Genomic DNA, 18173 nt, shown 5'->3' with positions numbered 1-18173 from the left:
ATTACCTTGTTCCATGCAGGAATGCAGGGCGTCAGGATACTCCCCCCTGTGTGACCGCCGGCTGCTCCGGGAACAGCGCATAGCGCAGCCCCAGAACGCCCATCAGCGCTTCATCACGCGCCTTGCCGGCCTCCACCGTCTGCACCCGCTTCAGCGAGGCCTCCAGCTTGGCCTGCAGCGCGGGTGGCGCCGGCTGTGGCCGGCGCAGCGCCACCTGGGCGCGGTAATGCGCGGCCACGTCGTCCAGGATCGCCTCGATCGCCTGCATGCTCGTCGCCGGCAGCCCATGCCGTGCCCGGCGCAGCTGCAGGATGTTCAGGCCGATGCGGGCCTCGGTGAGCATGTCCACCGAGGCGATGTCGCTGCCTTCGGGGGTGGCCGCCAGGCGCGGGGCGAGCAGGCCCAGCAGGTCCAGCATGCGCGCGGCGAACTGCTGGCGGTCCTGCTGGCCTCGGCCTTCGGCCGCTTCGGCCAGCGTGGTCCAGCCCTGGCGCACCAGGCGGCGGGCGGTCCATTCAGCGCCGACCGAGCGGAACAGCCGGGTCATCACCACCGCAAAGCCGATGCCGATGAACATCGCCACCGACGAATTGATGAAGCTCTGGATGTTGGCGCTGTAGGTGTTCTGCACGTTCAGCAGCGCCACCAGGTTGACCGTCAACGGCAGCCCGATCAGCGCGGTCTTGGGCTGGTGCAGCAGCAGCCCCAGGGGCAGGAAGATCACCGCCAGCACCAGCGCCAGGCTGCCGAAGTCGTGCACTGCCGGGAATACGCCGAACAGGTACACCGCCGCCACCAGGCTGGCCACGATCGCCCACAGCAGGAACTGCAGCATGCTTGGCGCCGGGTCGTCCTGCGCGGCGAAGAACGCGGCGGCCACCGCGGCCATCATCGCGCCGTTGCCACCGCCTTCCCAGCCCAGCCCGATCCACAGCGCGCAGTAGGTCATCAGCGCCACGCCGGCACTGGCGGCCGAGAACAGCGCCATGCCGTAATCCACGTGGCGGCTGGCGCCCAAACGCTTGGCGTTGATCCTGTAGTGGGCGACGTCGAGCGGCGCGGTCCCGTTCTCGATGGCCTGGTGCAGCGTGGCGCAGTCCTGCCACAGGTCCACCAGTTCCTCCAGCCGGAGCAGCAGGGTGACCAGCAGCAGGTGGTCCAGCTCGCCATCCACCGCCGGCTTCAGCGCCAGGATGCGCGCGCGCAGCGCGGCGTACGCGCTGGCGCTGGAGCGGCCCGGCTGTTCCAGCCAGTGCGCGATGTCGTTCACCAGCGGCTCCAGCCCCGGCGGCAGCGCGCGGCCGCCCGCGCGCAGCGCGCCCAGCCGGTCGGCGATGGACGACAGCACCGGCAGCATCAGCAACATGCGTTCGCGCAGGCGCTCCATGGACACCGCTGCGCCTGCATGGCGCGGGTCATCGCGGCGCAGGAACTCGATCAGCGCCTCGAACTGCACCAGGTCGGCGGCCAGCCGGTTGCGCGGGCCATGGGCCTGGCCGCGCAGCAGGATCTGCCGGCACCATTGCGCGGCATCGTCCATCCAGTTGCCGATCCGCGCGCGCAGCATCGGCCGCGCCGAGGTCGGGAAGAACAGCGAGGCGAACAGCACCGCCACCACCGTGCCCAGGATGATTTCCTCGCTGCGCGCCACCACGGTGTCGAAGATGGTGTCCGGCGAGGTCACCGCCGGGAAGCCGATGAACGCGGTGGTGTAACCGGCCAGCAGGAACGCATAGCCGCGCGGGCCGCGGTTGAGCAGGGCGATGAACAGGCACGCCGACAGCCACAGCGACATCGCCGCGCTCAGCAGCAGCGGCGTTTCCACCAGGTGCGGCAGCATCCACAGCGTGGCCGCGCCGGCAATGAGCGTGCCGACGATGCGGTAGACGCCCTTGGCCCGGGTCGGACCCAGCATCGGCTGGGTGACGATGTAGACGGTGGCCATCGCCCAGTACGGGCGTGACAGATTGCCGGCCAGGCCGATGTAGAGCGCGGCGAGGGCGGCCAGGAAGGTCTTTACCGAGAACAGCCAGGCTTGGCGGTCGAGCAGGAGCATTGGGTTAGTGCTGCTGGGTTGTGGCGTGCCGACTGGCAGCTTGCCGATTGGCAGCATGCCGACTAACAGTCGGCACTACCGTCGGCACTACCGTCGGTGCGGGCGCCTGTGCCACCGCGTCGGCGTTCCAGCCGCCGCCGAGGACGAGGAACAGCTGGATCTGGTCGCGCGAGACCTGCGCCTGCTGCTGCGCGAGCGTGGCATCGGCCGACACCAGGGTGCGGTCGGCGTCCAGGCTGGACAGGTACGGGGTACGCCCGCCCTGGTACAGCCGGCGGTTCTGCTCGGCGGCCAGCGCCGCCTGGGCCTGCGCCTGCTGCAGCGACTGCAGGCGCTGCAGGTCGTGTGCGTAGCGGCTCAGCGCGGTCTGGGTTTCGCGCAGCGCCTGCAGCACGCTGTGGTCGAACTCGGCCAGCGCCGCATCGGCCCCGGCTTCGGTGGCGTGGATGCGCGCGTGGGTGCCCGAGGACGGCAGCGTCCACGAGATCAGAGGGCCGAACGACCACTGCTGGGTCAGCGGTTCGCCGAAATCAGCAAGCAGGCCGGCCGCGCCAAGCGACGCGCCCAGGCGGATGTCCGGGTACAGCTCGGCGGTGGCCACGCCGATCCGCGCGGTGGCCGCAGCCAGCTTGCGTTCGGCCTGGCGGATGTCGGGGCGGCGCTGCAGCAGCGCGCGGCCATCGCCCACCGGCAGCGGCTGGGCCAGGGTCGGGGCGTGGTCGCACGCGTCCACGCCCTCGGGCAGCTGGCCCGGGGTGCGGCCGAGCAGGGCGGCCAGCTGGTATTCGGAAGCCTGGCGCTGCGCCTGCAGCGGCGGCAGTGCGGCTTCCAGCATCGCCACCTGCGCGTTGGCGCGGGCCAGCTCCGGCGGCGTGCCGCGCCCGGCGCTGATCAGCCGCTGGGTCACGTCGCGGCTGCGCTGCTGCAGCTGCAGGGAGTGTTCGGCCACGTGCAGTTCGTGGTTGGCGTGGCAGATCTCCACGTAGCTGCCGGCGACCTGGGCCACCAGCGAGACCCGTGCCAGGTCCATCGCCGCGGCCACCGACTGCTCATCGGCCCGCGCGGCTTCGGTGGCGCGCTTGAGCTTGCCGAACAGGTCGAACTGGTAGGACACCGCGAACTTGCCGTCGGCCAGGTTGATCGGCGGCAGCTCGTGCTCGAGCAGGAACGATTCGGCCGAGAGCTGCGCGCGGCTGACCCCGGCCTCGGCTTCGTATTCGAAACCACCGGCATCCAGCGCCTGCTCGTACACGGCGGCGGCGCGGCGCAGGTTGGCATCGGCCACCTTCAGTTCCACGTTGTCGCGCAGTGCCTGTTCCACCAGTCCATTGAGCGTGGCGTCCTGGTACAGCTCCCACCAGCGTGCCGGCAGCTCGGCGCCAGGGGCCACCTGCGGGTTGGCGGTGTCGATGAACGCCGCGTTGGCCTCAGGGCGCTGGAAAGCCGAACCGGCCGGTACCGCGTAATCCGGGCCGACCGTGCGGCATGCGGCCAGGCTGCTGGTCAGCGCCAGTGCGAAGGCGATGCGGTGCAGGGCCGGGCGGTTCACAGGGCCGCCCGTGCCGGTTGCGCCGGCGTGGGGGGGAGAGTGGCGGCGTCCGGCTCGATGGTGACCGTGGCGGTGCGCCCGGCGATCAGGTTCACGCCGGTGGGAATGGTGTCGATGTGGATGCGCACCGGGATGCGCTGGGCCAGCCGCACCCAGTCGAACGCCGGGGTCACGTTCGGCAGCAGGCTGGAGCCCTCGCTGCGGTAACGATCCTCGATGCCGGCGGCGATGCTCTGCACGTGGCCCTGCAGCGGCTGCGCCTCGCCCATCAGGCGGATGTCGACCTTCTGCCCGGCATGCACACCGCGCAGGCGGGTTTCCTCGAAGTAGCCATCCACCCGGAATGAGCCGGTATCCAGTACCGCCATCACCGGGCGGCCCGCGGTGACGTAGTCGCCGGCGCGGACGGTGCGGTCGTTGACGTGGCCGTCGCTGGGGCTGCGCACCTCGGTGCGGGCCAGGTTGAGCTTGGCCAGGTCCACCGCGGCCTGCGCGGTGGCGGTGGACGCCTGCGCGGCCTGCAGCTTGGCGCGGCGCACTTCGGCGTCCTCGGCGGCCACCAGGTCCTGCAGGCTGCGGTCGCGGGCGATCTCGCGCCGCAGCTGCTCCAGCGTGGCGCGGCGTTCGCCCAGCGTGGCCTGGGCCTGTTCCAGCGCGATCTGGTAACGCGCCCGGTCCACCACGAACAGGACCTCACCGCGCTTCACCGGCTGGTTGTCGGCCACCTTCACCGCTTCCACCAGCCCGGACACGTCCGGCGCGACCTGGACCACGTCCGCGCTGACGTGCGCATCGCGGGTCCACGGTTCGTCCATGTAGTACGACCACAGGTGGCGCAGCACCAGCAGGGCGGCAATGACGGCAACCACGGTCAGGACGACCGGGAAGGTGTGCTTGAGGATCTTGTTCACGATTGCATCCAACGCATCAGGGAAAACAACCCGCCGAGCACGATCACGTACACGGCCAGGTTGAACAGGGCGGGGTGCCAGATGTGGCGGTAGGCGCCGGTGCGCTGCAGGACCAGGCGCAGCCCGCTCTTGAGCAGGTAGGCCAGCAGCATCAGCCCGAGCAGGGTCGGGACGAACACACCATAGAGACTGAATTCACCGTACATCGGGGCAGGAAGTTCGCAGGAAAGCGGAAAGGGGAACACCACGGCGTCGCAGGACAACACCGGGAGGTGGGGCAGGGCAGCGGCTTACGTCACGCGGTCGGACGCCTCGGCCAGCAGCTTCCAGAGCTTCAGCACGGTGCGCAGTTCCTCGGTGGTCAGCTCGCCGAACACGTCCTGGCGCAGGCCGATCAGCTGGCTCTCCAGCGCACTTACCAGCGCCTCGCCCTTGTCGGTCAGCCACAGCAGGTTGGCCCGGCGGTCGCTGGCATCGCTTTCGCGGCGCACCAGCTCGCTGGCCGACAGCTTGTCCAGCAGGCGCACCAGCGAGGGGCCTTCCATGCCCAGCTGTTGAGCCAGGGTGACCTGGCGGATACCACCGCCGGCGCGGCCGATCATCAGCAGCGGCATGGTGCAGGCGGCGGAAATGCCATAGCTGCCCAACGCCTGGTCGGCCAGGCGCTGCCATTGCCGCCCTGAGTGGAGCAGGCCGGAGCTGAGCTGCATCTGCAGCTGGGTGCGTTCGTCGAGGGAGCGTTTCATGGCAGATAGATAGGATACTACTAATTTCATTCCTATCAATACCCCCGGCCCAACCGCAGCCCAACGGCCGGGGGACGCCCGGGGGCTCTGTCGGGTACGATGCTCGCCCCCCTTCGGGTGCTGTATGTAATGAGCAAACAAGACAACGACGTGACCCCGGTGACCCAGGACGAGGCCGAATCGGCCGTGCGCACCCTGCTGCGCTGGGCGGGTGAAGATCCCACCCGTGAAGGACTGCTGGACACCCCGCGGCGCGTCGCCGAAGCCTATGGCGACTGGTTCAGCGGCTACCGCGACGACCCGCGTGCCTACATGGAACGGACCTTCGAAGAGGTTGCCGGCTACGACGAACTGATCGTGCTGCGCGACATCGAGTACGAAAGCCACTGCGAACACCACATGGCGCCGATCATCGGCCGCGTGCACGTCGGCTACCTGCCGGCCGGCAAGGTGGTGGGCATCAGCAAGCTGGCCCGCGTGGTGGAGGCCTATGCCCGCCGCTTCCAGGTCCAGGAAAAGATGACCGCGCAGATCGCCCAGTGCATCCAGGACGTGCTGCAGCCGATCGGCGTGGGCGTGGTGGTGGAAGGTGCGCACGAGTGCATGACCACCCGCGGCATCCACAAGCGCGGCGTGAGCATGGTCACCTCCAAGATGCTGGGCAGCTTCCGCGAAGACGCCCGCACCCGGGCCGAGTTCCTGCGCTTCATCGAAGTGGGCGGCAAGCGCTGAGTACGCCGCGCGCCCGGCATGAGCGTGCCGGGCCGATGCCCCTCCCGCTGCGCGGCGCCTGGCCGCGCGGCGTCTATCCGGATGTCCTGGCTGCATGAAGCACCGCGAACGCATCACCCGTTACCGCACCCTGCGCGAACAGCCCCAGTGGAAGCTGCTGGCCGCTGCCAACGCCCCGGAGATCATCGGCCTGCTGCAGAGCCTGCTGATGGACGGCGAGCGCACCCTGCCGGCGGCAGCGCTGCACGAGCGCCTGCAGCGCGCGCTGGACCAGCTCAATGGCGAAGAACTGTCGCGCGAGCTGCCGCGCACCGCCCAGGCCTACATCGCCCACTGGCTGGCCCAGGGCTGGCTGGAGCGGCGCCTGCCCGAGGGCGCCGACCAGGAGCAGTACGAACTGTCCACCCAGGCGCTGCAGGCGATCCGTTTCGCCGACAGCCTGGAGCAGACGCGCGTGGCAGCCACCGAAAGCCGGTTGGCGCTGGTCATCGAGCAGCTCTCGCAGCTGGCCGCGCAGACCGAATCCGATCCGGACGCACGCCTGTCGGCGCTGCGCGACGAGCGCGACCGCATCGACGCGGAGATCGCGCGGGTCGGCGTTGGCCGCGTGGCGACCCTGGATGGCAAGCGCGCGCTGGAGCGGGCGCGCCAGATCATCGGCCTGGCCGACGATCTCACTGAAGACTTCCGCCGTGTCCGCGACGACTTCGAACGGCTCAACCGCGAGTTCCGCGAACGCATCATCGACGACGAGAGCGAACGCGGCGACGTGCTGTCGCGGCTGTTCGAGGGCGTCGATGTGATCGGCGACAGCGACGCCGGGCGCAGCTTCCAGGCGTTCTGGCGGCTGCTCAACGATGCCGAACAGAGCGCCCAGCTGGATGCGGCGCTGGAGACCGTGCTCGCGCGCGGCTTCGCCCGCAAGCTGGACCGTGACGAGCGCGCCTTCCTGCGCGGCTTCACCGGTACCATGCTCGACCGCGGCGGCCAGGTCCACGATGTCCTGCAGCACTTCGCGCGCAGCCTGCGCGGCTTCGTGCAGAGCCGTGGGTACCTTGAGCAGCGCCGGCTCAACCAGCTGCTCAAGCAGGCGCAGTCCGAAGCACTGGCGCTGCGCGATGAATTCACCGCCCAGCGGCCGATCGGCCGCGATCTGCAGCTGACCACCAGCCGCCTGCGCTCGTGGTCGCAGTGGAAACTGCATGACCCGCGCAGCGCCCACGTCGATGGCAGCGTGCAGCGCAACGATGCCGCCAGCATTTCCCTTGAAAGCGTTGGCGACCTGGTGGCTTCGTCGGAAATCGACTTCCGCACCCTGCGCCGCGACCTGCACGACCTGCTGGCCATACAACCGAAGCTGAGCATTGCCCAGGCCCTGTCGCAGCGCGACGCGCCGCAGGGGTTGGGCAGCGTGATCGGCTACCTGTCGCTGGGCACGCGCCACGGCACGGTGGTGGAAGGCGAACAGGAAACCGCGCATTGGCGTGGCGGCGATGGACAGTGGCGGCGGGCCCGTATCCCGTTGGTTTGGTTCACCCAGGAGAAACGCCATGAGCTGGCATGAAGATTCCAACGACGCCGCCCTGATCGACGGTGACGCACCCGACCTCGACGCAGAGCCGGTGGTGGTCACGCCGCTGCCGCGGCGGAACAACGACGTCTACTACCTGGGCGACACCGGCCGACTGCCGCTGGATGGGCGCCGCGCGCTGTGCCAGCTGCTGATCGGCCCCAGCATCGACCAGCTGCGCCACCCCAAGCTGTGGCCGGCGCTGATCCGCAGTGAAGCGGCCATCCGCTCCTCGCTGGCCGACCTGTTCCTGGAACTGGTGCTGGACCGCGACAGTGGCGTGGCTTTCACCCGCCAGGCCGACACCGAGGACGTCGAAGCGCCGGTGCTGCTGCGCAGCTCGCCGTTGACCTTCATCGATTCGGTGCTGCTGCTGTACCTGCGCCAGCAGCTGGCCGAGGCCGACGCGCGTGGCAATCGCGCGGTCGTGGCCGACACCGAGATGGCCGAAGCGCTGGCGATCTACGAGAAGAACCTCTCCACCGACCGCGCCGGGTTCAACCGTCGCGTCGCCGCGGCGGTGCAGAAGATGAAAGAGAACCACATCCTGACCCGCCTGGCGGGCCAGGAAGACCGGCACGAAGTATCGCCCGCATTGAAGCTGCTGTTCTCCGCCGAAGACGTGTCCGCACTTTCGTCGGTGTACCGCCAGTTGCGCGAAACCCCTGCTGCCAAAGCCTGAACGGAACGACCGATAACGCATGGCCATCTCCAAGAACACTCCTGCCCTGTTCACCGAAGGGCTGCCCGACCCGCGCCAGCAGCAGTTCCGCATGCGCCGGCTGCAGGTGCACAACTGGGGCACCTTCAACGGCCTGACCGAAGTTCCGATCGCCGAGCGCGGCTTCCTGTTCGTCGGCCGTTCCGGTTCGGGCAAGTCGACCCTGCTCGATGCCATGTCGGCAATGCTGGTGCCGCCGTCGATCGTGGACTTCAACGCCGCCGCCCGCGAAGCCGAACGCAGCGGCCGCGACCGCAACCTGGTCTCCTACGTGCGTGGCGCGTGGGCGGACCAGCAGGACCGGGGCACCGGCGAAATTGCCACCCAATACCTGCGCAAGGGCGCCACCTGGACCGCGCTCGTGCTGGAGTACCGCGCCGGCGATGGTCGCGTGGTCAGCCTGGTGCGGCTGTTCTGGATCGCCGGCAACGGCGCCGCCGCCGCCGACGTCCGCAAGCATTACCTGATCGCCGAGCGCCCGTTCGATATCGCCAAGGACCTCGGCGGCTTCGACCTGGACCTGCGCAAGCTCAAACAGCGCCTGGGCGATGTACACCACTTCGACAGCTTCACCGGCTACGCCGAGCGCTTCCGGCACCTGCTGGGCATCGACAATGAAATGGCGCTGCGCCTGCTGCACAAGACGCAGTCGGCCAAGAACCTGGGCGACCTGAACGTCTTCCTGCGCGATTTCATGCTGGATACGCCGCGCACCTTCGATGCCGCCGAACGGCTGGTCAGCGACTTCGCCGAGCTCGATGGCGCGCACAAGTCGGTGGTCACCGCCCGCCTGCAGGTGGAAACCCTGCTGCCGGCGCGCGCGCTGCATGCCGAACTGAAGGCGATGAACCTGCAGCGTGCCGACGAGGAAACGCTGAAGCTGGGCCTGGACAGTTTCCGTGAGTCGCGCCTGCAGCTGCTGCTGGAGAAGCGGCTGCAGGAAATCGATGTGCGCAACCGCGGGCTGCAGGGTGAAGAAACCCAGCGCCGGCAGGCCCTGGCCAACCATGAGGAGCACCTGGCCGAGCTGGAGCTGCAGCGTCGCCAGCAGGGCGGCGAGCGCATCGAGGAACTCGAACGCGAACAGGGCCGGGCCCAGGCCGAACTGGACCGCCGCCAGTCCAAGCGCGAGCAGGCCCGCCAGGCCGCCGCCAGGCTGCAGAACGAACTTCCCGATGACGCCCATGGTTTCGCTGCGCTGGTTGCGCGCGCGCAGGGCGAACTCGACAACCGCCAGCAGGCCGCCGCCGCCCTGGATGACGCCATCTCCGAGCGCCAGGCTGGCAAGCAGGACGATACCCGCCGCTTCGCCGATGTCCGCGCGGAACTGGAGGCCATGGAGCGCAATCCTTCCAGCATTCCCGCGCCGCTGCAGAAGCTGCGCAGCCGGATGTCCGAAGAAACCGGCGTGCCCGAGGCCGCACTGCCGTTCGTGGGCGAGCTGATCCAGGTCCACGACGACCAGAGTGCCTGGCAGGGGGCGATCGAGCGCGTGCTGTTCGGCTTTGCACAGTCGCTGCTGGTCGAAGACAAGCACTACAACGAGATCAACGCCTGGGTGAATCGCACCCAGCTGGGCATGCGCCTGACCTACTACCGGGTCCGCCGCAACGACGACGCGATCGCACGCTCGCCGTCCGCGCGCTCGCTGCTGCACAAGCTGGAGCTGCGCGACAGCGTGTTCGAGCCATGGTTGCGCCGCGAGCTGGGCAAGCGCTTCGACTATGAGTGCGTCGATGCCAGGCAGCTGCGCGATGTCGAACGCGGCATTTCACGCGAAGGCCAGGTCAAGCATCCCGGCGACCGGTTCGAGAAGGATGACCGCAGCGCGATCGGCGATCGCCGTCGCTGGCTGCTGGGCTTCAACAACCAGGAAAAGCTGGCGCTGTTCCGCCGCGAAGCGCAGGAACTGGCGCAACGCATTGCCGCCTGCGACGAGGATGTCGTGCGCCTGCGCGGCCAGCGTGACCTCGACAACGAGCGTCGGATGGCCTGCCACCAGCTGGTGAACGTGGCATGGGAGGAGGTCGACGTCGCAACGGCGCTGCAACGGCTGCAGGACATCGAAACGGCACTGCGTGAGCTACGCGAAGGCAATACCGACCTGGCCCGCCTGGCCCAGCAGATCGACCAGGCCCGGGCGGACATCGTGCAGGCACGGCGCACCTACGAAGACACCCGGGTCGAGCTCATCCAGCTCTCGCGCGAGCGCGACAAGCTCGATGCCCAGCGCCAGCGCAGCCGCGCCCTGGTGCTGCCGGCGCTGGGCGCCACCCAGGAAGCCGGGCTCAAGAAGCGCCTGGATCTCCTCGGTGGGCTCAGCCTGGAAACGCTGGAAGCGCACATGCGCGAGATCAGCAAGGGCATCAACGAAAGCCTGGCCTCGTCCCAGCAGGACGTGCACCGGGTCGAGACCCAGCTGGTGGGCTGCTTCCGGCGCTTCGCGCAGGCGTGGCCGGAGGAGTCCGGTGATTTCACCGCCTCGGTGGCTTCCGCGGAGGATTACCTGGCGCGCCTGGCGCGGCTGGAACGCGACGGCCTGCCGCAGCACGAGGAGCGCTTCTTCGATCTGCTGCAGAACCAGAGCAAGAACAACCTGCTCGCCCTGCAGCGGCACAGCGCCGAAGCGCGCAAGTCGATCGGCCAGCGCCTGGACGAGGTCAATGCATCGCTGGAGCAGGTGCCGTTCAACCGCGGCACCCTGCTGACCATCGAGCTCAGCGACCGGCGTCTGCCGGAAGTGCTCGAGTTCCACCAGCACCTGCGCGAAGTGCTGTCGCATCACCAGACCGAAGAGCGCGACGTCGCCGAGACCCAGTTCGCCGTGCTGCGCGAGCTGGTCAAGCGGCTGGGCTCGCAGGAAGGCGAGGACAAGCGCTGGCGCGAGAACGTGCTCGACGTACGCCTGCATGTGGAGTTCATCGGCGTGGAACTGGACGCCGCCACCCGCCAGCAGGTCGAGATCTACCGCAGCGGCGCCGGCAAGTCCGGTGGCCAGCGCCAGAAGCTGGCCACCACCTGCCTGGCGGCGGCGCTGCGCTACCAGCTCGGCGGCGCCGACAGCCAGCTGCCCAGCTACGCCGCCGTGGTGCTGGACGAAGCGTTCGACAAGGCCGACAACGAGTTCACCGCCCTGGCGATGAACATCTTCGAGAACTTCGGCTTCCAGATGGTGGTGGCCACCCCGCTGAAATCGGTGATGACGCTGGAGCCTTTCATCGGCGGCGCCTGTTTCGTCGAGATCAGCGGCCGCCACGACTCCGGCGTGCTGTTGATCGAGTACGACGAAGAAGGCAAGCGGCTCAAGCTTCCCGAGCGCACCCGCAGCGCGGCCGGGCAGGTCGAGGACTGACCTGCCTAGCCGGCGAACGTGTCCCAGCCCATCCGGGCGATCAGCACCACCACCAGGCCCACGAACAGCTTGCGGATGAACGGCGTGCCGCCGCGCAGCGCAAGCCGGGTCCCGACCACCGAACCGACGATGTTGGCGGTGGCCATCGGGATGGCGAACAGCCACAGGATGTTGCCGGTCGGCACGAAGAACGAGATCGCGGCCACGTTGGTGGCCAGGTTGACCACCTTCGAGGCGGCCGAGGCGCGCAGGAAATCCAGCCCGAAGAAGCGCACGAACAGGAAGATCAGGAAGCTGCCGGTGCCCGGCCCGAAGAAGCCGTCGTAGAAGCCGATCACCGCGCCGATCGCCAGCGCCGTGGCAAGTTCCTTGCGGCCGATCTCGCGCGGCCGGTGCAGGGCGCCGAAGTCCTTCTTCCACAGCGTGTAGCCCAGCATCGCCACCAGCAGCACCAGCACCAGCGGGCGCACCGCGTCCTTGGGCAGCAGGCTCACCGCCGTGGCCCCGGCGAACGAGAACACGAAGGCCGTGGCGGCCGCGAACAGTACCGGTCGCCAGGGGAAGCGCACATTGCGCGCGTAGCGGAACGCCGCTGCGGCGGTGCCGAACATCGAACTGAACTTGTTGGTACCAAACAGCATCGCCGGGGTGTGCTGCGGCAGCACCGTGAACAGCCCGGGCAACTGCACCAACCCACCACCACCGACGGCGGCATCGACCAGGCCGGCGATGAAGGCGATCGCCACCAACCACAACAGTTCAGGGGGAACCAGCTCGAACACGGCAGCGCATCACGGCGGAAAGCGCGCCAGCATACGCCTCCCCGCGGCACAATACGCCCATGACCCCTGCCGATCCCTGTCCCTGCGGCCGCCCCGTCGCCTACGCCGCCTGCTGCGGCCGCTTCCACGCCGGTGACGCCGCGCCCGATGCCGAGGCGTTGATGCGCTCGCGCTACAGCGCCTATGTGAAGCAGCTGCCCGCATACCTTCTGGCCAGCTGGCACCCCGATACCCGCCCGGAAACCCTGTCTCTGGACGAGCCGGCCGGGCAGCGCACGCACTGGTTGGGTCTGACCGTGCACGAACAGACCCTGCAGGATGCCGACCACGCCCAGGTGCGTTTCACCGCGCGCTATCGGATCGGCGGCGGCAGCGCGGTGAAGATGCAGGAGCACAGCCGCTTCGTGCGCCTCGATGGGCGCTGGCTCTATCTCGACGCGCTGCCCTGATCGCCTATTCAACTTGAACGGCGTAACACCGCGTACGCCGCGCCATGACATCGCGCTCACCCATGCTCGCCGATCCTTCGTGCGATGAACGCCGTCGTTGCCCCGCCTCCTACCGCCGTCACCGCTGCCACCGCACTGGCGGCCCAGTTCGCCCGGGTACGCGCCCGCAGCGTGGCCCTGGCTGCACCGCTCAGCGCCGAAGATGCGATGGTGCAGAGCATGCCCGATGCCAGCCCGAGCAAATGGCACCTGGCCCATACCACGTGGTTCTTCGAGCGCTTCGTGCTGGCGACCCAGCCGGACTACGTCGCGTTCGACGCCGATTGGCATTACCTGTTCAACAGCTACTACCAGAGCATCGGCCCGGCCCATGCGCGGCCGCAGCGCGGCCTGCTGTCGCGGCCCTCACTGGACGAAGTGCTGCGCTTCCGCAACCTGGTCGACCAGCGCGTATTGGCGGCGCTGCAGGCGGATGCACTGGATGAGCAGGCGACCCGCCAGCTGGTACTGGGCCTGCACCACGAGCAGCAACACCAGGAGCTGCTGCTCACCGACATCAAACACGCGCTGTGGAGCAACCCGCTGCAGCCGGCCTACCGCGACGACCTGCCGCGCAGCACCGGCACCGCCTCGCCGCTGGCGTGGATCCACAGCCCGGAACAGATCGTGGAGATCGGCGCGCCCGCGTGGCCGGCGCATGCCGCCTTCGCCTATGACAACGAATCGCCGGTGCACCGCGTGCTGGTGCCTGCCCATTCGCTGGCCAACCGCCCGGTCAGCAACAGCGAGTTCCGCCGCTTCGTTGAAGCCGGCGGCTACCGCGAGCCCGCCCATTGGATGAGCGAGGGCTGGAGCCTGTGCCAGCAGGAACACTGGCAGCACCCGCTGTACTGGGATGACGCACTGGCGCGCGAGTTCACCCTGGCGGGCTGGCGCGCGCTCGACCCCGATGCACCGGTCTGCCACCTCAGCTACTTCGAGGCCGACGCCTACGCCCGTTGGGCCGGTGCGCGCCTGCCCACCGAGTTCGAATGGGAAGCGGCCGCCGCCGGTCAGGCGCCGCAGGGCAACTTCGCCGACAGCGGGCGCCTGCATCCGGCCGCGCCCGACCAGGGCAGCGCGCCCGATCGCCACCTGCAGCTGTTCGGCGATGTCTGGGAGTGGACCAGCAGTGCCTACGGGGCCTATCCCGGTTTCCGTACCTTCGAAGGCAACCTCGGCGAGTACAACGGCAAGTTCATGTGCGGGCAATGGGTGCTGCGTGGCGGCAGCTGCGCCACCCCGGCCGACCACATCCGTCCCAGCTACCGCAATTTCTTCGCACCGTCGGCGCGCTGGCAGTTCGCCGGCCTGCGCCTGGCCAAGGATGCCGCATGAGCACTGTCAGTGATGCCCTGGATGCGTTGACCGACCTGCAGCCGGACCGCGCGCGGATCACCGCCGACATCCTGCACGGCCTGTCGCAGCGCCCGCGCCAGTTGCCTTCCAAGTATTTCTACGATGCACGCGGATCGCAGCTGTTCGAACAGATCACCCGCCAGCCGGAGTACTACCCCACGCGCACCGAGCTGCAGCTGCTCCAGCAGGTCAGCGCGGAGATCGCCCGCGCGGTGGGGCCGCACCTGCACGTGGTGGAACTGGGCAGTGGCAGCGGGCGCAAGACCGAGCTGCTGCTGCATGCCCTGGCCGATCCGGTGGCCTACACCCCCATCGAGATCTCGCGCGCGGCGCTGCTCGACAGCGTGGCACGCCTGGCCGAAGCGCTGCCGGAGATCGAGATGCTGCCGGTCTGCGCTGACTTCACCCGCCCCGTAACGCTGCCCGAACCGCAGCGCGAACCGGCACGCCGGCTGCTGTTCTTCCCGGGTTCCACGCTTGGCAACTTCGCCCACGACGATGCCGTGGCGCTGCTCGATGCCATGCGCCAGACCATGGGGCCCACCGGGCTGGCGTTGATCGGCATCGACCTGCACAAGGACCCGGCACTGATCGAAGCGGCCTACAACGATGCGGCCGGGGTCACGGCGGCGTTCACCCTCAACCTGCTGCGCCGGCTCAACCGCGAGATCGGCAGCGACTTCGACCTGGACGGCTTCGAGCACCGCGCGCGTTACAGCGTGCCGCGGCTGCGCATTGAAACCGAGCTGGTCAGCCGTTGCGCACAGCGGGTGCACGTGGCCGGCCGCGCGTTCGATTTCGCCGACGGCGAAGCGATGACGGTGGAATACAGCCACAAGTACACCGACGCCGCCTTCGGCGCGCTGATCGCCGAGGCCGGCCTGCGCGTGCGCATGCAGTGGAATGCCGATGCCCCCGCCTTCGGCCTGCGGTTGCTGGAACGGGCCTGAACCGCATGGGTTGCCGCTATGATGCGGTAACACTTGGCTGCAGGGATTCACGCCAATGAGGTTTACCAACGTCGGCCTGCTGGGCGCGCTGTGCCTGGCCGGCACCCCGGTCGCTGCCGCGCCGCAGGACGATTTCGACCGCTGCCTGGCCACGTTGCAGCCGCAGGCGCTCAAGCAGGGCGTCAGCGCGGCCGGGTTCACCCGGCTCACCGCCGGCCTCACCCCGGACCTGAGCGTGCTGCCGCTGCTGGATGCGCAGCCGGAGTTCACCACGCCCTTGTGGGATTACCTGGCCGCCCTGGTCGATACCCAGCGCGTCGACGACGGTCGCGCCCGCCTGGACCAGCACCGCGACCTGCTCGCCCGCGTATCGGCGCAGTACGGCGTGGATCCGGCCACCATCGTCGCGGTCTGGGGCGTGGAGAGCGATTACGGCCGCGTATTCGGCAAGCGCCCGCTGCTGCAGTCGCTGGCCACGCTGTCCTGCAACGGCCGCCGCCAGCCGTTCTTCCGCGGCGAGCTGCTGGCCCTGCTCAAGCTGCTCGACGCCGGTGATCTGAGTGCCGATGGCCTGACCGGCTCCTGGGCCGGCGCCTTCGGCCACACCCAGTTCATGCCCTCCACCTATGCGCGTATCGCGGTGGACGGCGATGGCGATGGCCGCCGCGACCTGGTCGCCAGCATTCCCGACGCGCTGGCTTCCACCGCCAACTATCTCAAGCAGGCCGGCTGGCGCACCGGCCAGCCGTGGGGCATCGAAGTCACGATCCCCGCCGGCTTCAGCGCCAGCCTCTCCGGGCGCACCCAGCGCAAGCCGCTGGCGGCCTGGCGGGCATTGGGCATCGCCCCCGTCGGCGGCGGCGCGCTCGCGCCTGCGGGACTGCCCGAGGATGCCAATGCCGCCCTGCTGCTGCCCACCGGTGCCAAGGGCCCGGCCTGGCTGGTGTTCCGCAATTACGACGCGATCTACGCCTACAACGCTGCGGAGAGCTATGCCCTGGCCATTGCCACCCTGGCCGACCGCCTGCGCGGCGGCCCCGGCATCGTGGCGGCCTGGCCCACCGACGATCCCGGCATTGGCCGTACTGAACGCCGCGAGCTGCAGACCCTGCTGCTGGCACGCGGCCACGATATCGGTGCCGCCGATGGCATGGTCGGCACTGCCACGCGGCGTGCCATCCAGACCGAACAGCAGGCGCTGGGCTGGCCCAATCCGGACGGCCGCGCCGGCCAACGCATCCTCACCGCGCTGCGCAGCGCACCCCCTCTACCCAAGCCCACTACCGCCATGCCCGACACCACCGCGTTCTCCCTGCCGCCCAACCATGCCCGCCTCGTGCAGTCGCCGGCTGCCTCCGGCGCCGCGCTGCCGAAGCTGGAGGGCCTGAGCATCGTCGACATCCAGGGCTTCCCGGCCTGGAAGGTGGAAACCCCGCTGGCCACTGCCGCGATCTCCGTGTTTGGCGGGCAGCTGCTGTCCTTCATTCCCAAGGGCGGCCAGGACGTGCTGTGGCTGTCGCCCACCGCGCAGGCGCTGCCCACCCCGATCCGCGGCGGCAGCCCGGTGTGCTGGCCGTACTTCGGCAAACAAGGGCAGGGCAGTGACGTGCCCTCGCATGGCTTCGTGCGCAACGTGCCGTGGACCCTGCAGAGCGCGCAGCGCGAAGCCGATGGCACCGTGGTGCTGACCCTCGCCCCGCCGGCGCTGGACACCCTCGACCTGCGCCTGAGCATGCAGCTGCGGATCGGCCGCACCCTCGAACAGCGCCTGGTCACCGAGAACACCGGCCGCCAGCCGGTCACCTTCACCCAGGCACTGCACAACTACTTCAAGGTCAGCGACGCCATGCAGGTCAGCGTGTCCGGGCTGGATGGCCTGACCTACCTGGACAAGTTCGAGAACTACGCCACCCCGCGCACCCAACAGGGCGACTGGTCGCTCAACGACCCGCGTGACCCCGGCCGCAGCGACCGCATCTATACCCAGGCCGGTGGCCGCTACGTGCTGAAAGACCCTGGGCTCAAGCGCAGCATCGAGATCAGTACCCAGGGCAGTCGTTCGCTGGTGGCCTGGAACCCCGGCCAGGCAGGAGCGGCGAAGATGGCCGACGTCGGCGCCGGCTGGAAGCACTATGTGTGCCTGGAGGCGGCCAACGCCGGCCCTGACGTGGTCACCCTGGCCCCGGGCGCGCGCCACAGCCTGGTGCAGACCCTCCGCGTCCTGCCCCAGTAAGCGCGGTCAGTGCTCAGGGCAGGGCGGGACCGCGCGGCCGCAAGGCGAGCAGGCAGATGCCGCCGGCCACCAGGCCCCAGAAGGCAGAGCCGATCCCGCCCAGCGACAGGCCCGAGGCGGTCACCAGGAAGGTGACCAGTGCGGCCTCGCGGTCGCTTTCCTCGCGCAGGGCCATGGCCAGGCTGTTGGCGATGGTGCCGAACAAGGCGATACCGGCGACGCAGGCCACCAGTTCCTTCGGGAAGGCGGCGAATACCGCGGCCACCGTCGCGCCGAACAGGCCCACCACGATGTAGAAGGCACCGGCGGCCACGGCAGCGGTGTAACGCCGGGCCGGATCCTCATGCGCTTCGCGTCCCATGCAGATGGCCGCCGTGATCGCCGCCAGGTTGAGGCCGTAGGCGCCGAACGGGGGCCAACACCATGTTGGCCACGCCGATCCAGCCGATGACGGGGGAAATCGGGGTGTCGTAGCCGGACGCCCGGATCACGGCGACCCCGGGAATGTTCTGCGAGGCCATGGTGACCACGAACAGGGGCAGGGCGATGCCGAACACCGCCGGCCATGACAGGGTGGGCCAGGTGAACACCGGCATGGCCAGTTCCAGCCGCAGCTGTTCGGCATGCAGCAGGCCCTGTGCAACGGCAACGCCCACGCCCACCAGCAGGGTGGCAATCACGGCGTAACGGGGGAAAAGCCGGCGCCCGACCAGCCAGGTCGCGA

General features: G+C 69.2%; 13 protein-coding genes and 2 pseudogenes (1 of these 15 only partly in view). 8 read left to right on the top strand and 7 right to left on the bottom strand.

The window, feature by feature from the left end:
* Nucleotides 1–31: 31 nt before the first annotated feature.
* From SOM39_RS09900 to SOM39_RS09880, 5 genes and pseudogenes are all read right to left on the bottom strand, one after another.
* The gene (locus SOM39_RS09900; protein ID WP_320458230.1) at nucleotides 32–2056 is read right to left on the bottom strand and encodes an FUSC family protein; all 2025 of its coding nucleotides are present in this window, start codon (nucleotides 2054–2056) and stop codon (nucleotides 32–34) included.
* 115 nt (nucleotides 2057–2171) lie between these two features.
* Nucleotides 2172–3605, bottom strand: a pseudogene (locus tag SOM39_RS09895) (efflux transporter outer membrane subunit); the annotation flags it as partial.
* Nucleotides 3602–4516 (bottom strand): HlyD family secretion protein, encoded by a 915-nt coding sequence (locus SOM39_RS09890; RefSeq protein ID WP_320458229.1) that lies wholly within the window; start codon nucleotides 4514–4516, stop codon nucleotides 3602–3604. The pseudogene SOM39_RS09895 and the gene SOM39_RS09890, both read right to left, overlap by 4 nt.
* Nucleotides 4513–4722, bottom strand: a complete 210-nt coding sequence (locus SOM39_RS09885) for a DUF1656 domain-containing protein (RefSeq protein WP_017354740.1) — start codon at nucleotides 4720–4722, stop codon at nucleotides 4513–4515. Before SOM39_RS09885 ends, SOM39_RS09890 begins: the two co-directional genes overlap by 4 nt.
* An 84-nt stretch (nucleotides 4723–4806) precedes the next feature.
* Complete coding sequence (locus tag SOM39_RS09880) at nucleotides 4807–5262, bottom strand: MarR family winged helix-turn-helix transcriptional regulator (RefSeq protein ID WP_068847958.1); 456 nt, start codon at nucleotides 5260–5262, stop codon at nucleotides 4807–4809.
* A gap of 129 nt (nucleotides 5263–5391) precedes the next feature.
* Here SOM39_RS09880 and folE point away from each other — a divergent pair, with 129 nt between their 5' ends.
* The 4 genes from folE to SOM39_RS09860 all read left to right on the top strand — a co-directional run bounded on the left by folE (nucleotide 5392) and on the right by SOM39_RS09860 (nucleotide 11637).
* Nucleotides 5392–5994: a GTP cyclohydrolase I FolE gene (folE, locus tag SOM39_RS09875; protein ID WP_068847956.1), complete on the top strand. Its 603-nt coding sequence runs from the start codon at nucleotides 5392–5394 to the stop codon at nucleotides 5992–5994.
* Between the two features lie 94 nt (nucleotides 5995–6088).
* Entirely contained in the window at nucleotides 6089–7558 is a 1470-nt protein-coding gene (locus tag SOM39_RS09870; protein ID WP_068847954.1) for a DUF3375 domain-containing protein, read from the top strand.
* Nucleotides 7545–8246 carry a DUF4194 domain-containing protein gene (locus SOM39_RS09865; RefSeq protein ID WP_093535508.1) on the top strand — a complete coding sequence of 234 codons (702 nt, stop codon included), beginning with the start codon at nucleotides 7545–7547 and terminating at the stop codon, nucleotides 8244–8246. Before SOM39_RS09870 ends, SOM39_RS09865 begins: the two co-directional genes overlap by 14 nt.
* Nucleotides 8247–8265: 19 nt before the next feature.
* The gene (locus SOM39_RS09860) at nucleotides 8266–11637 is read left to right on the top strand and encodes an ATP-binding protein (protein WP_320458228.1); all 3372 of its coding nucleotides are present in this window, start codon (nucleotides 8266–8268) and stop codon (nucleotides 11635–11637) included.
* A 5-nt stretch (nucleotides 11638–11642) separates the two neighbouring features.
* On the opposite strand, the gene SOM39_RS09855 is transcribed toward SOM39_RS09860, so the two are convergent.
* Nucleotides 11643–12419 (bottom strand): sulfite exporter TauE/SafE family protein, encoded by a 777-nt coding sequence (locus tag SOM39_RS09855; protein WP_068847948.1) that lies wholly within the window; start codon nucleotides 12417–12419, stop codon nucleotides 11643–11645.
* Nucleotides 12420–12478: 59 nt separating this feature from the next.
* On the opposite strand from SOM39_RS09855, the gene SOM39_RS09850 reads away from it, so the two are divergent.
* The 4 genes from SOM39_RS09850 (at nucleotide 12479) to SOM39_RS09835 (ending at nucleotide 17449) form a co-directional block, all read left to right on the top strand.
* Complete coding sequence (locus SOM39_RS09850) at nucleotides 12479–12868, top strand: YchJ family metal-binding protein (protein ID WP_210132844.1); 390 nt, start codon at nucleotides 12479–12481, stop codon at nucleotides 12866–12868.
* Between the two features lie 84 nt (nucleotides 12869–12952).
* The gene (egtB, locus tag SOM39_RS09845; protein WP_320458227.1) at nucleotides 12953–14245 is read left to right on the top strand and encodes an ergothioneine biosynthesis protein EgtB; all 1293 of its coding nucleotides are present in this window, start codon (nucleotides 12953–12955) and stop codon (nucleotides 14243–14245) included.
* On the top strand, nucleotides 14242–15216 hold the full coding sequence (egtD, locus tag SOM39_RS09840; protein ID WP_184126388.1) for an L-histidine N(alpha)-methyltransferase: 975 nt from the start codon (nucleotides 14242–14244) through the stop codon (nucleotides 15214–15216). Before egtB ends, egtD begins: the two co-directional genes overlap by 4 nt.
* A gap of 55 nt (nucleotides 15217–15271) precedes the next feature.
* On the top strand, nucleotides 15272–17449 hold the full coding sequence (locus SOM39_RS09835) for a lytic murein transglycosylase (protein WP_320458226.1): 2178 nt from the start codon (nucleotides 15272–15274) through the stop codon (nucleotides 17447–17449).
* A gap of 13 nt (nucleotides 17450–17462) precedes the next feature.
* Here the strand turns inward: SOM39_RS09835 and SOM39_RS09830 are convergent.
* Nucleotides 17463–18173 (bottom strand): annotated as a pseudogene (locus SOM39_RS09830) (benzoate/H(+) symporter BenE family transporter); it runs 484 nt beyond the window's last position.

It is taken from the genome of Stenotrophomonas sp. CFBP8994 (assembly GCF_034044835.1).
In the GTDB taxonomy this organism is placed as follows: Bacteria; Pseudomonadota; Gammaproteobacteria; order Xanthomonadales; family Xanthomonadaceae; genus Stenotrophomonas; species Stenotrophomonas rhizophila_A.
This window is presented reverse-complemented; position numbering and strand designations above follow the sequence as displayed.

Excerpts from the sequence above, each read along its gene's own strand:
- SOM39_RS09850 (WP_210132844.1), top strand. The coding sequence starts at position 12,479 with ATGACCCCTGCCGATCCCTGTCCCTGCGGCCGCCCCGTCGCCTACGCC.
- SOM39_RS09835 (WP_320458226.1), top strand. The coding sequence starts at position 15,272 with ATGAGGTTTACCAACGTCGGCCTGCTGGGCGCGCTGTGCCTGGCCGGC.
- SOM39_RS09885 (WP_017354740.1), bottom strand. The coding sequence starts at position 4,722 with ATGTACGGTGAATTCAGTCTCTATGGTGTGTTCGTCCCGACCCTGCTC.
- egtD (WP_184126388.1), top strand. The coding sequence starts at position 14,242 with ATGAGCACTGTCAGTGATGCCCTGGATGCGTTGACCGACCTGCAGCCG.
- SOM39_RS09865 (WP_093535508.1), top strand. The coding sequence starts at position 7,545 with ATGAGCTGGCATGAAGATTCCAACGACGCCGCCCTGATCGACGGTGAC.
- egtB (WP_320458227.1), top strand. The coding sequence starts at position 12,953 with ATGAACGCCGTCGTTGCCCCGCCTCCTACCGCCGTCACCGCTGCCACC.
- SOM39_RS09880 (WP_068847958.1), bottom strand. The coding sequence starts at position 5,262 with ATGAAACGCTCCCTCGACGAACGCACCCAGCTGCAGATGCAGCTCAGC.
- SOM39_RS09870 (WP_068847954.1), top strand. The coding sequence starts at position 6,089 with ATGAAGCACCGCGAACGCATCACCCGTTACCGCACCCTGCGCGAACAG.
- folE (WP_068847956.1), top strand. The coding sequence starts at position 5,392 with ATGAGCAAACAAGACAACGACGTGACCCCGGTGACCCAGGACGAGGCC.
- SOM39_RS09900 (WP_320458230.1), bottom strand. The coding sequence starts at position 2,056 with ATGCTCCTGCTCGACCGCCAAGCCTGGCTGTTCTCGGTAAAGACCTTC.
- SOM39_RS09860 (WP_320458228.1), top strand. The coding sequence starts at position 8,266 with ATGGCCATCTCCAAGAACACTCCTGCCCTGTTCACCGAAGGGCTGCCC.